The sequence below is a fragment of the Arthrobacter sp. T572 genome (assembly GCF_056780115.1).
On the sequence record NZ_JBRAZQ010000002.1, the window covers coordinates 3,107,019 to 3,121,302 of the forward strand.

The window sequence follows — 14,284 nt, forward strand, 5'->3', positions numbered from 1 at the left end:
CCCATGCGGACGGAAGGTGTCCGCGGAAGTATTTACCGTGCCCGCTGCCGGGTATAGCGTGGCGCCTGGAGTCAGCTAATCCCAGCCCTGCAGCTACCCGCCCTGGAGTGCCCGTGATCCACACGAAGAAGCTCACCAAAACGTTTACTGCGAAAAAAGAAACGGTGGAGGCCGTCAAGGGGGTGGACATCGACGTCGCACCGGGTGAGTTGGTGGCCTTCCTGGGGCCCAACGGTGCCGGCAAATCCACCACCCTGCGCATGCTCACCACCCTGCTGAAACCTACCTCCGGCACCGCCACGGTGGCGGGGGTGGATGTCGGGGAGGACCCGGCCGGTGTCCGGGCACGCATCGGCTACATCGGCCAGGGCAACGGCGGCGGGCATAGCTACCGCGTCATTGACGAACTCATCATGCAGGGCCGCTTCTACGGCATGAACACCGCGGACGCCAAGGCGCGGGCCGAGACGCTCATGGCATCCCTGGACCTGGGCGACCTCGCCAAGCGCACCGTCATCAAGTTGTCCGGCGGCCAGCGCCGCCGCATGGACGTAGCCCTGGGACTCATGCACTCCCCGCAACTGCTGTTCCTCGACGAGCCCTCCACCGGAATGGATCCGCAGAACCGGGCCAACCTGTGGGAACACATCATGCGGATGCGTGCTGAACTCGGCACCACGATCGTGCTCACCACGCACTACATGGACGAGGCGGACTCCATGTCCGAGCGCGTGATCGTGATCGACCACGGCTCGATCATCGCCGACGACACCGCCGCCAGGTTGAAAGCGAACCTCGCCGGCGATCTCCTGGCGGTGGAGGTTGCGGCGGGGGCCGCTCCCGAGGTCCGGGGCCTGCTGGGCCGGGCCGCCGCAGAAGGCCAGCTTGAAGAGGCCGCCTACGACGGCGTGGTCCGCTTCCGGTTGCGGCTGGCGGAGGGAGCGCACCTTGCGCCCGGCCTCCTGAAGGACATGCACGACGCCGGTGCTCCCGCCCAGTCAATGGAGCTGAAACCACCCACGCTCGACGACGTTTTCCTGGAACTCACGGGCCGCAGTTTGCGGGAAGGAGCTGAGGTTTGATGGCCGCAGAAGCCGCGGTGAAGGTGGGGACCGGCCTGCACAGGCCTGGGGTTTCCCGCGTTGTGTCCGACACCTGGTTCGTGTTTTGGCGGGAGATGCTCCTGCCGCTGCGGGACCCGTTCTCGCTGATCTTCTCCCTGATCCAGCCCTTGGTGTTTTTGGGGTTGTTTGGTCCACTGCTCAGTGCGTCGGTGGGTGCTCCGGTCTTTGGCGGACAGTCCACGCTGCAGTGGTTCCTGCCGGGCGTGGTGGTCATGATCGCCCTCTTCGGCACGTCCATGACCGGCTCCAACCTGCAGTACGAGCTCATGACGGGCTCCTACGAAAGGATTCTTGCCACTCCCCTGTCCCGTTCCTCTTTGATGGTCGGCAGGGCGCTGAAGGAGTGGGCTCCGCTGGTGGTCCAGGGCCTGCTGATCTCCGTGGTCTGCATCCCGTTCGGCTTCGTGTTCCATCCGCTGCACGTCCTGCTGGGCCTGGTGATCCTGGGTATCTTCGGCATCGGGCTGGGCGCTTTGTCCTACGCGTTGGCGCTGGTGTCCCGGAACAAGGAGTGGATTTTCTGGGGCGTGCAGCAAACCCTGCTGTTCCCGCTGATGATTTTGTCCGGCATCATGCTGCCGATCGAGGTGGGACCGGACTGGATGAAAGTGGCCAGCTTGTTCAACCCCCTGACGTACCTCGTAAATGCAGAGCGTGAGCTCTTCGCCGGAACGGTTGGCAACCACACGCTTTGGGGACTCGTGGCCGCCGTGGTGACTGCCGCCGTCGGGCTGGTGGTGGGGATCCGCACAATTGCCCGCAGCACCAAGTAGTGTCCGCCTGGCTTCTGCCACACCGTTGCCTGGCGCAACAGAGCCGTAACCACAGCAAAACCCGCCCTGTCCTGCCGGTAGTGTTGGGGCCATGAGTGAACCCATTGACCTGAAGGCCACGTTCATCCCCAACGAAGGCGAGTTTTACCGCGTGAAGCTTGCCCTGGAAATTGCGATCGATGAGGTGGTCAACGAGCCCGGCTGCATCCGTTACGAACTGACGGAAGCCACCGAGGAAAAGCTGGTGCTCACTGAGCGCTGGGAATCCGAGGAACTCCTGGACAAGCACTCCAAGGGAGTTGCCGTGCAGGACCTGAACGAGTCGTTGAGCGCCCTGCTTGCCGAACCGGTCAAGCTGGAACGCCTCTAAGACCAGCTGTCCCGGCAGAAACTGCCGGAAGCAGGACGAGGTCGCCGGAAGTTTCCGGCGACCTCGTGTTTTTTCCGCGCTGGACGCGGGTTGGTCTAGTTTTCCTGGGCTTCGGCACGCTGCTTGGCAACGTGGGCGTGCACCTCGTCCATGTCCAGGCCCTTCACGGCCTCGATGACCTGCTCAAGCTGAGGGCCGTTGAGCGCACCCGGCTGCGAGAAGACCAGGACTTTCTCGCGGAAAGCCATCAGCGTGGGAATGGAAGAGATTCCGGCTTCGGCTGCAAGCTGCTGCTCGGCCTCGGTGTCCACCTTTGCAAAGACGACATCCGAGTGCTTGTCGGAGGCAGCCTCGTAAGTGGGCGCGAACTGGCGGCACGGGCCGCACCAGGCAGCCCAGAAATCCACCAGGACGATGTCGTTGTCCTCAACGGTCGATGCGAACTGTTCTCCAGTGATGTCAACTGTAGCCATGCTTCCACGGTACGCGACCCCGCCCGTCAAGTCCCGTGGATAGCCCCGCTGTTCGCTTCCCGCGTCACCGGGAATAAATGGCGGCGCGCCGGATGTAGCTATTTACCGAGGACGTAGCGCAGTGCCGAGGCATACAACGGCGCGACCTTGTTGTGGCCCGCTTGGGTGAGGTGGACGTCGTCGAGATAGTTGCCGTTTGCCCCCGCGATCGTGGCGGTGCCCGCCATCGAAATCCGTGGCCAGCCCCTCACGGCCGCTTCCCGGGTCACGAGCCCGTCCACCCAGCGGCGCTGCGCATGCCCGGCGTCGTAGCGTGACAGCACGCCATTGACCAGGATGGTGCTCCGCGGATATTTCCGGCGCAGTTCGTCCCAGAGCCGGTTCGCCTGGGACAGGATGGCAGCATCCGTGGCACCGATCCTTGCGTCATTGCCGCCCAGGTTCACCACTACCAGCCCCGGGTTGCCCTGGGGCAGCAGGATCCGGTCCGCCAGCATGGCATCGGTGGCCGAACCACCTCCGACGGCGGGACTGCCGGACACGTAGCCGAGTCCGCCGATGCTGCGGACCACCTGGCGCGGATAGCCCGCTGCCCGGGCGCCCTGTTCGCCCCAGGAATCCAGGTCGAGTTGCGAGTCCCCAAGGAACACCACCGTGGCAGCGTCCACCGGTTCGGCTGAGTAGAGTTCCTGCGTGGTCTCGTTCCAGATTGTTTCCAGCTTCTGGAAGGCCACATGGGCCCCGCGTGCGTCAGTCCAGGAGTCCTTCAGCGGCCACCCGAACTCCCCCGGGTTGATGGACCATACCTTGTAGGTAGGGTGGCCGACGATCCGTGTTCCCGTGGAGGGTCCCCAGACGAGCCAGCCGTTGACGAACTGCTGGACCAACCCGCCGGCCCTGGGGAGTTTGTCCGTCAGCGGCAGCCCCAACTGCCCGGCGGCTCCGCCCAGGGACACGTAGCGGTTGTGGATGTCGCCGTGGGTGGTGGAGTGGGCGCCCGTGGCGGCAGACCAGTACACCGTGCCGCCCTGGAACTGCTGGTAGGCGAAAGAGGCCTGGCGGTACTCCTCACTGACCGGATAGCCCAGGGCACCGTTCTGCCCGCCCGTTGCATTCCAGTAGCCGCGGATGGCCCCGGCCAGTGCCTTTGCTCCCGTACCGGGAGACCAGACAATGGTGCCCCGCTGATAGTGCTGCGCTGATCCACCGCTGCGCAGGCCACGGTACTCATCCGTGGTGGGGTAGCCAAGCTCGCCGTTCTCCATGCCGGACAGCCGCCACCGCTCACGGATCGCCCCCATGGAGGGATGCGCCCCCGACGCCGGCGACCACACCACAAAGCCCCGTTCAAAGACCTGGTACACACCGCCGTCGCGCAGTCCTGTCCGCTCACCGCTGGCCGGGTACCCGAGGTAGCCGCTTTCGAAACCCGAACGTCCCCACGCGAGGTGGATTGAACCGCCGGTCCGCTGCGCACCCGTGGCCGGCGAGTGGGTAATGGCGCCGCGTTCGAACACCTGCTTTGTTCCGCCGTTGCGAAGGCCGCTGGTGGTATCAGTCACGGGATAGCCGTGGAAGCCGGCCGGACCGTCTGCGTCCCACCAGGAAGTGCGCACCGGGCCGTTGACCACCACGCGGGCGCCGGTGCGCGGGGACCAGGCGATGTCGCCTCCGACGAACCGCTGCACGCAGCCCGAAGCCGAACACTCTTCTGCGGCAGTCGGTTTGAGCAGCACGCTGCGCGCCCACGTACTGGTGGTGTAGAGGTGTCCGATGGCGCCCGTCACGGGCGGCGTGGCCGTCTCGGTGACCACCCTGGTGGGCGCCGAAGCAGCAGGCTGTGCGGTGGCCGTGGGCGCGGCCGCCGCCGTGCATGCAAGCACGACCCCTGCCAGCAAAAGCGCCGTGGCTGTTCTGTGGATCCTGCGGACTGACCGCGTGGTCGCTGACGCTGCGAACCTCATACTGCTACCCCATGAAAACCCGGGCGGAAGCCCTGCCGCTGCTTCCGCACCGGAAACAGTGAAGCAAGTATGTTCGACGCCGGCATATGGTTGCCTCCCGACGCGGCCTTTGGTGCCACATCGTTATGATGCGGGCACCTTGTGGGGAGGCGGGCACGGGCCTAGCGTATGGGCATGCCGGGAATTGTGCCTGGCCCCGCAATCCGGGTTGCGGGGTTACGGAAGACCTTCGGGCAGCGGGAAGTGCTGCACGGGCTCGACTTTGCGGTGGAACGCGGCTCGGTCTTCGCCGGACTGGCGCTGCTGAGCGGAACCGTGGCGCTGTGCGCCGGGGCGCTGACGGGCCGGCTGGCTGCCGGGGCGGGCGTGGCGGTGCTCGGCTACGTTTTCAATGCCGTGGGGCGGCAGGCACCCGACCTTGAGTGGCTCTTGGATTTCTCGCCCTACCACTGGGCCTACGGCAATTCGCCGGTCACCAACGGGGCCAATGCGGGTGCCGCGGCCGCCCTGTGGGGTATCTCGGCGATTCTCGTGGTGGCCGCTGCGGTGGGGCTGCAGCGGCGGGACGTCGGCTCTTAGCTCCACATGTGGGGAGCCGGACGGCGCGCCCCGGGGAGGGCGTTGTTTTCCCGCCACTCGTGGATCCATCCGGGCAATTCCATGTCCGCAGGCGGAGCGCCGAACTCTGCGATGATCTCCTCCTGGGTCACCGGCCTGCCCTTGGCTACAAGGCGCGTGGCGATGTGTGCACGGGCGTAGATTTCGCCGTCCACCACCATGCGCTGCTCAAAGTAGATGGCCTTGGTGTCCAGCCCGATGATCCGGGTTTCGATCGTGTATTGCTGCCACAGCTGGAGCGATTTCCGGAACGCGATGGTCTCACCGGAAGCGACCGGGCTCCAACCACGTTTGCGCATCTTCCGCCAGATCCCGCTGCGCACCATGAGGTCGAACCGGCCCAGGTCCATCAGGGAAAAGTACATGCCGTTGTTGACGTGCAGGGCGATGTCGATGTCGGTGGGCAGGACCCGCAGCGGCAAGGATGACGTGTCCCAGGCTTTCAGCGGGGGACGCCTGGACGAGGTGAACAGCAGCAACAGGGTTCGCAGTAAGAGGTGCATTCCATCATGTTACCCACGGGTAACATTTTGCGTCACCAAGGAATTGCCTGGTGCAGACCCTGATTTATGTCCAACTTATGTCCAACGTTTGCACAAACGTTTACCGCCGGTTCATGAATCCCGTGCACAATATCTGGAACCCCGAAACGTTGGAAGATTCAAGGAGAACCCTGTGAGCGAACTGCTGACCACCCCAATCCCCGGTGACGTGTGGCCCACCCTGGACAGGCACCAGGAAGTCGTCCTCCAGGACGCCCGCGGCAACCGCATCGAAGGCACCATCGACGGCATGACGGATGACCGCAGCACGCTTTGGGTCCAGCTCAAGGGCGGCCTGGGCCGGCAGCTGGTCCACCACATGGACGGCTACTGGCTGGAAACTCCCGCCGCCTAGCTGCTTTCGGCCGGATTCGGGCGTTGGCTGTGGCTAGTATTCCCGTATGACTCAAGCGCGCTACCGGGACCTTGTGGAGTGGCCCCTGATGGCCACGGCCCTGATCTTCCTCACTGCGTACGCCTGGCAGGTCATTGGGCGCGTGGAAGGTCCTGCCGCCTTGCCCTTCGAAATCGTCCTGTGGATCACCTGGGGCATCTTCGCCCTGGACTATTTCATCAATCTGTGGCTGGCCGAAGAGCGCGGACGATGGTTTCTCTGGAACCTCCACGAGCTCCTCATCGTGGTACTCCCTTTCTTCCGGCCACTGCGCCTCCTTCGCCTCGTCACACTGCTGTCGGTCCTGCACCGGACCGTGGGCGAAACCCTGCGGGGGCGGATCGCCACCTACGTCGCCGGTTCGGCAGCCATGCTGATCCTGGTCGGGGCGCTGGCCGTCCTCGATGTGGAACAGAATGCCCCCGACGCCAAGATCGTGAGCTTCGGCGACGCTGCCTGGTGGGCCATCACCACCATCACCACGGTGGGCTACGGCGACCTTTACCCCGTCACGCCCATCGGCAGGCTTGTGGCCGCCGCGCTCATGATGAGCGGCATTGCCGTGCTGGGTATCGTCACCGCGTCCATCGCCTCCTGGCTGGTGCAGCGGATCGAGGAGAACGCTGAGGACGTCGCCTCCGCCATGGAAGAGAAAACGACGGCGGCAGAGGCACCTGTCCGTGCCGAGATGGCCGGACTCGTGGCCGAAATCGCCGCGTTGCGCAAAGAGATTGCAGAACTCCGGGAGCACACCGCCCGGCGCAGCGAAGCGTAGGCCCGCCCGGCCGCTGCCACGTGGCCGGGAGGCAACCCGGGACGAACAAAAAATCCCCGGAACCAGATGGTTCCGGGGATTTCCCGTTGGTGGCAGATGAGGGATTCGAACCCCCGTAGGCAGTGCCAGCTGATTTACAGTCAGCCCCCTTTGGCCGCTCGGGTAATCTGCCGAACTTCAAAAGAAGATCACTTCCGGAAGACCGTTTCTTTTCGATCCGGTAACCGAAGGCAGAGACAACCTTACAGAACTTCCGTCCAAGAATCTAATCGGGAGCGCACGGCCCGGAATCGCCCGGGAATCAGGCCTCTCCGAGGATCCGTCCGGCCAGTTTCGCTTCGAACTTCGCGGCCTGTTCGGCGGTGATCTGGTTGAGCTCCACGGCCCGCTGCAGGTCTGCGTGGACACCGTCCATGCGTGCAGCCGCATCGGGTACCGGGCTGAGGACAATAGAGGCCGCCACCGCTGCCGCTGCCACCGCGCCGGCTGCGGCAACCGCCGCCGTGCCCAAGGTTCCGGCCGCCACGGACGCGGACTTGCTGACATACTGGACGGCCTTGCTGCTCATGCTTACCTCCGGCGGTGTGCTCTTCCAACAGGTACAACTCTCGGTCCACAGCCTTCGTTCCAACCCTGCGTGTGCTGTGAGCGAACTGTGAAAGGGATCCACGGACCCAATGCTGCCCTTCCGTACTAGGCTTGATGCCAGACAAACCGCCCTTACCGGGCCCCAAACCCAAGGAGAGTCATGGCAGGCGAATCAACGTTCGACGTCGTCAGCAAGGTGGACAAGCAAGAGGTCGCCAACGCGCTCAACCAGTCACAGAAGGAAATCGCTCAGCGGTACGACTTCAAGGGAGTCGGCGCCGAGATCGACTTCAGCGGCGAGAAGATCCTCATGAAGGCCAACTCCGAGGACCGCGTCATGGCTGTCCTGGATGTCTTCCAGTCCAAGCTCATCAAGCGCGGCATCTCGCTGAAGTCCCTGGACCAGGGCGAGCCTTACCCCTCGGGCAAGGAATTCCGGCTGGAGTGCACCATCAAGGAAGGCATCGCCCAGGACATCGCCAAGAAGATCAACAAGATCATCCGCGACGAAGCCCCCAAGTCCGTCAAGTCCCAGATCCAGGGCGACGAACTCCGCGTCACGTCCAAGTCCCGCGACGACCTGCAGGCCACCATGGCCATCCTCAAGAACTTCGAGGAAGCCGACCTGCAGTTCGTGAACTTCCGCAGCTAGGTTCTGCACCAGGAAAAGCCGGGGTGTGCCGCACCCCGGCTTTTTGCCTTTCCGGGAGTTCGCACTTGACTCAGTGGCCGCCCGGCTACCTCAACCAACCCCGCGCGGCTAGGACAACGGCCGCCCTGCCATCCGCTCCAACCGGGCAATGCGGTCTCCCATGGGAGGGTGCGTGGAGAACAACCGGCGCATTCCACCGCCCCGGAACGGGTTGGCGATCATCAGATGCGAGGCGTTGACGAGTCGCTGGTCCTGCGGCAGCGGAAGCTGGGAAACCCCGGACTCGATCTTCCGCAGCGCCGAAGCCAGCGCCAGCGGGTCCCCGGTAAGTTGGGCACCGTCCTCGTCGGCGTCGTATTCCCGCGTGCGGGATATGGCCATCTGGATCAGCGATGCCGCGAACGGCGCCAGCAGGGCCATGGCGATCATGGCGATCGGGTTGGCATTCCGCCGGTCCCCGCCGCCGAAGAACAGCAGCATCTGCCCCACGGACGTGATGACGCCGGCCACGGCGGCGGCCACTGACGACGTCAGGATGTCCCGGTTGTACACGTGCATCAGTTCGTGGCCCAGCACCCCCCGGAGTTCACGGGCATCGAGCAGGTGCAGGATCCCCTCGGTGCAGCACACTGCGGCGTTCTTGGGGTTGCGGCCGGTGGCGAACGCGTTGGGCGTCATGGTGGGTGAGAGGTAGATCCGGGGCATCGGCTTGTTGGCCCGTACGGACAACTCCCGGACAATCTGATACAGCTGGGGAGCCTGGGCCTCGGAGACAGGGTAGGCAGACATGGAACGGATGGCGATCTTGTCGCTGTTCCAGTACCCGTAGGCCGTGGTTGCCACGCCGATCAGCGCCATGATCCAGATAGGGGCAGAGCTGCGCGTACCGGCGCCGATGAGGGCGCCCAAACCCAACAGCACCGCCCACAGCACGCCAAAGAGCGCTGCGGTCTTGAGTCCATTGTTGTGTCTGTGCACGGTGGTCCAATCGTTTTCGTCGGTTGTTTTGTCCGGATTAACGCCGACGGCGGGCGGCATGTTCCGCGGGCCCGGCCCCCAGGCCAGTGAAAGGTTTCGGCTCAGGGCGTGGGGTGCTTGGCATCGTACGCCACAAAACCGGGTTGCAGCCGGGAGGCCAGCCAGGCCAGGACGATGCAAAGGATGCCGCCCAGCAGCAGCACTCCCCCTTCGCTGAGGAACTGCGTGACTCCCCCGGCCAGCATGTCCCCTACCCGCGGACCGCCGGCAACCACCACGATGAACACGCCCTGCAGCCGGCCGCGCAGATGGTCCGGCGTGGCGGACTGAAGGATCGTGGTGCGGAAGACGGCGCTGACGGAGTCTGAAATGCCTGCGAGCGCGCAGCACGCTGCGGCCGGTATCAGCCATGGCGTGACTCCCCCGCGCCCGGCGTCTCCGGCGAGCAGCACCACCAGGCCGAAGCCGCCGATGGACGCACCCCAGCCAGCCACTGCCCACACCACGGCACTGCCTTGCCGCCGGACACGGCCCAGCGGTCCGGAGAACAGCCCCGCCAGGAAAGCGCCCACGGCCGTGGAGGCGAGCAGCACACCCACGGTGGTTTCGCCGCCCCCGATCATGACGGCCCCGATGGCTGGCATGAGGGCACGGGGCTGGGCGCAGATCATGGCGATGAGGTCGATGATGAAGGTCATGCGGACGTTGGGCCGGGTTCCCAGGAACCTGAAGCCTTCCACCACGGAGCGCAGGCCCGGCCGGACCGCATCGTCGGACGGAGGCAACGGGGGCAGGGTGAACAGTCCCCATAGGGCGAAGGTGAAACTGACGACGTCGATCGTGTAGGTCCAGCCAAAACCGATAGTAGCCACGAGGACGCCGGCCAGCAGCGGGCCGGCGGTCATGGAAAGGCCGAACGTGAGCATGTTCAGGGCGTTCGCTGCGGGCAGGAGGTCCTTGCGGACCAGCAGCGGAATGATGGCACTGCGCGCTGGCCCGTTGATGCCCTGGGCCCCGCTCTGGATGGCCACCAGCACGTAGAGCAGCCACACATTCCCCACCTCCAGCCACGCCTGCAGCGCAAGGCAGACTGTGGTGGCCCACAGCACTATCGAGGCTACGATCGCCACTTTGCGCCGGTCGTACGCGTCGGAAACGGACCCGCCATAAAGCCCGGCCACCACCAAGGGAACCAACGCGAAGATGCCAAGGAGGCCCACGTAAAAGCTTTCCCGGGTCAGGCGGTAAACCTCCAGGCTGACAGCCACGAGAGTGAGTTGGGTGCCTATTGCTGCCACCGACCCGCCGATCCACAGCCGTCGAAAAGCCGGGCTCTCTTTCAGGGGGGTGATGTCAGCCAGTAGTTTTGCCACCTTGCTACCCTAACGACCCGGCGATACGCCCCGTGACTCGCCCTTCTCCCGCTGTCACGGCTTGGTTGGTAGGCTCACCCCGGGGAGGGAGGTGCAATGGTCTTGTCACGACGCTTGCTGTTCCGCTCCGCGTTCTGGGAGCTTGCCCGTCCGCGTCATCCGCTGACCGCCGGCCACGTTGTGCTCCGGCTGTCCGACCCGTCCGTGGAGTTCACGGAATCTTCCGCCGCCGACTGGTTGTACTGCCATGGCCTGGCACGCACCGCCCTGCGTGAAGTCCTGGGCGCTTCGCGCTGCTCCGTGATGTTCGCCCACCTGTGGCATCCGCTGGGGGACGCGGTGGGGGAACCTGTGGCCGAGTCGTCTACTCCGACGTTCCATTTGTTTGCGCGCTGGCACGGAGAAACCACGACGCCGGGCCGCCAGCTTGCGCTTCCGGCCTACCGCCGGGTGGCCGAGCCGGAGGAGGACCTGGAACTCGTAGACCACCGGCTCCGGGAGTCCGTCCGCGCTGCCGCTTCCGGCCTTCAGGCTCCCCTGCCGGGACCGGGCGGCGGCGCGGAGCCGGGTGCCGGCGTCGTACCTGACGCGCAGCACACGCCGCTCGTGGCGACCGTCGATGCGGGCCGCAACCACTTGGTATTTGAACCTGCAAGCGGCGCGCCGGGCATCGCGGACGTCCTTCCCGGTGAGCTTGTTGCCTTGGGTGCGGCGCTGGGGTCCCTTCCCCTGTCTTCCCGGAGCAGTGGGTACAGCTGCGTGGCCGTCGAAGCGCCGGATCCCGGCGGGTCGTTGCGGGTGCATGCTGTGGGCCGCTCCGCGGCCGAGGAGGCAAGCCCAATGCTTGATGTCTTCCGTTTGCCGGAAGTTAGCCTCGCCTTATTGTGAACTTATCAAAATAAGTGCTTCAATGGATGCATGATCGATCACACAGCCGACCAGGACACATGGGCCGCTGCCCTGCGGTCCCACGGACGGCGCGTGACCAAACAGCGGCTGGCAGTATTGGCCGCGGTCCAGCATCATCCGCATTCCCCGGCAGAGGGCATTCTCGCTGCCGCCCGGGAGGAACTACCTGAACTGACGGCGCAGTCTGTTTATGTGGTGCTCAGCGACCTCACGGATTTGCAGATGCTGCGGCGCTTCGAACCACCGCACTCCCCGGCACTCTATGAGACCAGGGTGGGCGACAACCACCACCACGCCGTCTGCATCAGCTGCGGCAAGGTGGAGGACGTTGACTGCGCCGTGGGGCACGCACCATGCCTTACGCCGCACTGGGACGAAAACTCCAAGCCAATGACCATCCAGATTGCAGACGTCCTCTACCAGGGCATCTGCCAGGACTGCCAGGCCAAACAACAGCTTCCCGTACTACCAGTTACCAAGAAATAGGAGAACGATGACTGCCATTTCCACAACTCAGTCTGGTGCCCCCGTTACGTCTGACGCGCACTCCAAGTCCGTCGGCGCCGATGGAGCCATCATCCTGACCGACCACTACCTGGTGGAAAAGCTCGCCCAGTTCAACCGCGAGCGGGTCCCGGAGCGCGTTGTGCACGCCAAGGGCGGCGGCGCTTTCGGTACGTTCAAGACCACGTCCGACGTTTCCAAATACACCAAGGCAGCATTCCTGCAGCCCGGCGTCGAGACCGACATGCTCATCCGTTTCTCCTCGGTTGCAGGCGAGAACGGCTCCCCGGACACCTGGCGCGACCCCCGCGGTTTCGCCGTGAAGTTCTACACCTCCGAGGGCAACTACGACCTCGTGGGCAACAACACCCCGGTGTTCTTCATCCGCGACGGCATCAAGTTCCCGGACTTCATCCACTCGCAGAAGCGCCTCCCGGGCACCCACCTGCGTGACGCTGACATGCAGTGGGACTTCTGGACCCTCTCCCCCGAGTCCGCCCACCAGGTCACCTGGCTCATGGGTGACCGCGGCCTCCCGGCCAACTGGCGCGAGATGCAGGGCTACGGCTCGCACACCTACCAGTGGATCAACGCCGCCGGCGAGCGCTTCTGGGTCAAGTACCACTTCAAGTCCAACCAGGGCGTCAACTCCATCACCAGCGAAGAGGCCGAGGCGCTGGCCGGTTCGGATGCGGACTTCTACATCCGCGACCTCCACGAGAACATCGAAGCCGGCAACTTCCCCTCCTGGGAACTGCACGTCCAGGTCATGCCTTACGAGGACGCCAAGACCTACCGCTTCAACCCGTTCGACCTCACCAAGGTGTGGCCGCACGCTGACTACCCGCTGATCCACGTGGGCACCATGGAGCTGAACAAGAACCCGGAGAACTACTTCGCGCAGATCGAGCAGGCCACCTTCGCGCCGTCGAACTTCGTGCCGGGCATTGCTGCTTCCCCGGACAAGATGCTGCAGGCCCGCATCTTCTCCTACGCTGACGCACACCGCTACCGCGTTGGCACCAACCACGCCCAGATCCCCGTGAACCAGCCCAAGAGCCCGGTCCACAACTACAGCCAGGATGGACAGGGACGCTACCTGTTCAACTCCCCGAGCACCCCGGTCTACGCACCGAACACCGTTGGTGGCCCGGCTGCTGTTGAGCCTGCCTCCCCGGCAGGTGGCTGGGAGAACGACGGCGAGCTCACCCTCTCCGCCCACTCCCTGCACGCCGAGGACGACGACTTCGGCCAGGCCGGCACCCTGTACCGCGAGGTCTACGACGAGGCTGCCAAGGCACGCTTCCTCGAGACCATCACCGGTGCCGTTGGCGGCGTGAAGAGCGCCGACATCAAGGAACGCGCCATCCAGTACTGGACCAACGTTGACGCCGAACTCGGTGCCAAGCTGCGCGCCAACCTCGGCGCCGGCGAAGGCTCCTCCGACGCAGAAGCTGCCAACAAGCTCTAAGCGTTTTTGCTACGGGAACACCCCGCTGCGGATCCATTCCGCAGCGGGGTGTTCTTCGTTTTCCACATAGCTGAATCCAGCTATGGCTGCGCCCGCGCGGCGCTACCTAGGATCCTTGCATGAGCACATTTGAAGGCATCCCCGCTGCAGCATTCCGCTTCTACGCGGAGCTTGAAGAGAACAACAACCGCGAGTGGTGGCTGGAGAACAAAAGCAGGTACGACGCCGATGTCAGGGCGCCGCTGTCCGCCCTCCTTGCGGACCTCGAACCGGAGTTCGGGCCGGCCAAGATCTTCAGGCCCAACCGGGACATCAGGTTCTCCCAGGACAAGTCACCGTACAAGACGGCTCAGGGCGCTTTCGCCTCGCGCCTGGAGGGCGTGGGATTCTACGTGCAGGTCAATGCCGACGGCCTCCTGATCGGCGGTGGCTACCATTCCCACACCCCGGCCCAGCTGGCCCGCTACCGGGGTGCAGTGGATGCCCCGGACTCCGGAGGGCAACTTCAGGAGATCGTCGATTCCTTGTCAGCGGCCGGGTTCTTTATCGAGGGTGAGCAACTGAAGACCGTTCCCCGGGGCTTCGATCCGGAGCACGCCCGTGGCCGGCTGCTCAAGCACCGGTACCTGTCCGCCGGCATGGAGGTGGGGCAACCCTCCTGGGTTTCAACCCCGGCAGCACAAGCCGAGGTTGCTTCCCGCTGGGAGACCCTGAGGCCTTTGGTTGACTGGATCAGCCTGCACGCGGCGCCCTAGTCGCTGATCAAACCAGCCCGA

17 protein-coding genes and 1 tRNA gene are annotated in these 14,284 nt (G+C 64.8%); 11 read left to right on the forward strand and 7 right to left on the reverse strand.

Annotation, left to right across the window (positions count from 1 at the left end; translation table 11 throughout):
- Positions 1 to 113: 113 nt before the first annotated feature.
- The 3 genes from ACUYMZ_RS15615 (at position 114) to ACUYMZ_RS15625 (ending at position 2,267) form a co-directional block, all read left to right on the forward strand.
- Complete coding sequence (locus ACUYMZ_RS15615; protein ID WP_481604305.1) at positions 114 to 1,082, forward strand: ATP-binding cassette domain-containing protein; 969 nt, start codon at positions 114 to 116, stop codon at positions 1,080 to 1,082.
- The gene (locus ACUYMZ_RS15620; protein WP_442422955.1) at positions 1,082 to 1,897 is read left to right on the forward strand and encodes an ABC transporter permease; all 816 of its coding nucleotides are present in this window, start codon (positions 1,082 to 1,084) and stop codon (positions 1,895 to 1,897) included. The genes ACUYMZ_RS15615 and ACUYMZ_RS15620 overlap by 1 nt, the downstream gene beginning before the upstream one ends.
- A 91-nt stretch (positions 1,898 to 1,988) precedes the next feature.
- Positions 1,989 to 2,267, forward strand: coding sequence for a putative quinol monooxygenase (locus ACUYMZ_RS15625; protein WP_426003737.1), 279 nt, complete (start codon positions 1,989 to 1,991; stop codon positions 2,265 to 2,267).
- Positions 2,268 to 2,362: 95 nt separating this feature from the next.
- Here ACUYMZ_RS15625 and trxA read toward each other — a convergent pair whose 3' ends face one another.
- A complete protein-coding gene (gene trxA, locus ACUYMZ_RS15630) occupies positions 2,363 to 2,740 on the reverse strand; it encodes a thioredoxin (RefSeq protein WP_426003738.1) in 378 nt (125 codons plus the stop codon).
- Positions 2,741 to 2,838: 98 nt separating this feature from the next.
- Entirely contained in the window at positions 2,839 to 4,704 is a 1,866-nt protein-coding gene (locus ACUYMZ_RS15635) for an SGNH/GDSL hydrolase family protein (protein ID WP_481604308.1), read from the reverse strand.
- Between the two features lie 174 nt (positions 4,705 to 4,878).
- On the opposite strand from ACUYMZ_RS15635, the gene ACUYMZ_RS15640 reads away from it, so the two are divergent.
- Entirely contained in the window at positions 4,879 to 5,283 is a 405-nt protein-coding gene (locus ACUYMZ_RS15640) for a hypothetical protein (protein ID WP_481604310.1), read from the forward strand.
- Here the strand turns inward: ACUYMZ_RS15640 and ACUYMZ_RS15645 are convergent.
- Positions 5,280 to 5,825: an acyl-CoA thioesterase gene (locus ACUYMZ_RS15645; protein ID WP_442422952.1), complete on the reverse strand. Its 546-nt coding sequence runs from the start codon at positions 5,823 to 5,825 to the stop codon at positions 5,280 to 5,282. The genes ACUYMZ_RS15640 and ACUYMZ_RS15645 overlap by 4 nt on opposite strands.
- A 172-nt stretch (positions 5,826 to 5,997) precedes the next feature.
- Between ACUYMZ_RS15645 and ACUYMZ_RS15650 the strand changes: the two genes are divergently transcribed.
- Together ACUYMZ_RS15650 and ACUYMZ_RS15655 are read left to right on the forward strand one after the other, a co-directional pair.
- Complete coding sequence (locus ACUYMZ_RS15650; protein WP_426003742.1) at positions 5,998 to 6,219, forward strand: hypothetical protein; 222 nt, start codon at positions 5,998 to 6,000, stop codon at positions 6,217 to 6,219.
- Between the two features lie 46 nt (positions 6,220 to 6,265).
- The gene (locus ACUYMZ_RS15655) at positions 6,266 to 7,033 is read left to right on the forward strand and encodes a potassium channel family protein (protein WP_426003743.1); all 768 of its coding nucleotides are present in this window, start codon (positions 6,266 to 6,268) and stop codon (positions 7,031 to 7,033) included.
- A gap of 87 nt (positions 7,034 to 7,120) precedes the next feature.
- On the opposite strand, the gene ACUYMZ_RS15660 is transcribed toward ACUYMZ_RS15655, so the two are convergent.
- Positions 7,121 to 7,205: transfer RNA gene (locus ACUYMZ_RS15660), tRNA-Tyr, on the reverse strand.
- 129 nt (positions 7,206 to 7,334) lie between these two features.
- Positions 7,335 to 7,601, reverse strand: coding sequence for a hypothetical protein (locus ACUYMZ_RS15665; RefSeq protein ID WP_426003744.1), 267 nt, complete (start codon positions 7,599 to 7,601; stop codon positions 7,335 to 7,337).
- A 180-nt stretch (positions 7,602 to 7,781) separates the two neighbouring features.
- On the opposite strand from ACUYMZ_RS15665, the gene ACUYMZ_RS15670 reads away from it, so the two are divergent.
- Positions 7,782 to 8,273, forward strand: coding sequence for a YajQ family cyclic di-GMP-binding protein (locus tag ACUYMZ_RS15670; protein ID WP_426003745.1), 492 nt, complete (start codon positions 7,782 to 7,784; stop codon positions 8,271 to 8,273).
- Between the two features lie 108 nt (positions 8,274 to 8,381).
- On the opposite strand, the gene htpX is transcribed toward ACUYMZ_RS15670, so the two are convergent.
- Positions 8,382 to 9,251, reverse strand: a complete 870-nt coding sequence (htpX, locus tag ACUYMZ_RS15675) for a zinc metalloprotease HtpX (RefSeq protein WP_426003746.1) — start codon at positions 9,249 to 9,251, stop codon at positions 8,382 to 8,384.
- A 101-nt stretch (positions 9,252 to 9,352) separates the two neighbouring features.
- On the reverse strand, positions 9,353 to 10,624 hold the full coding sequence (locus tag ACUYMZ_RS15680) for an MFS transporter (protein ID WP_481604313.1): 1,272 nt from the start codon (positions 10,622 to 10,624) through the stop codon (positions 9,353 to 9,355).
- Positions 10,625 to 10,720: 96 nt separating this feature from the next.
- Here ACUYMZ_RS15680 and ACUYMZ_RS15685 point away from each other — a divergent pair, with 96 nt between their 5' ends.
- The 4 genes from ACUYMZ_RS15685 to ACUYMZ_RS15700 all read left to right on the forward strand — a co-directional run bounded on the left by ACUYMZ_RS15685 (position 10,721) and on the right by ACUYMZ_RS15700 (position 14,263).
- Positions 10,721 to 11,512 carry a hypothetical protein gene (locus tag ACUYMZ_RS15685; protein WP_481604315.1) on the forward strand — a complete coding sequence of 264 codons (792 nt, stop codon included), beginning with the start codon at positions 10,721 to 10,723 and terminating at the stop codon, positions 11,510 to 11,512.
- Between the two features lie 30 nt (positions 11,513 to 11,542).
- Positions 11,543 to 12,019: a Fur family transcriptional regulator gene (locus tag ACUYMZ_RS15690; RefSeq protein ID WP_481604317.1), complete on the forward strand. Its 477-nt coding sequence runs from the start codon at positions 11,543 to 11,545 to the stop codon at positions 12,017 to 12,019.
- Between the two features lie 7 nt (positions 12,020 to 12,026).
- Entirely contained in the window at positions 12,027 to 13,508 is a 1,482-nt protein-coding gene (locus ACUYMZ_RS15695) for a catalase (RefSeq protein ID WP_442422951.1), read from the forward strand.
- 119 nt (positions 13,509 to 13,627) lie between these two features.
- Positions 13,628 to 14,263: a DUF2461 domain-containing protein gene (locus ACUYMZ_RS15700; RefSeq protein ID WP_426003751.1), complete on the forward strand. Its 636-nt coding sequence runs from the start codon at positions 13,628 to 13,630 to the stop codon at positions 14,261 to 14,263.
- The last annotated feature ends 21 nt before the right edge of the window (positions 14,264 to 14,284 follow it).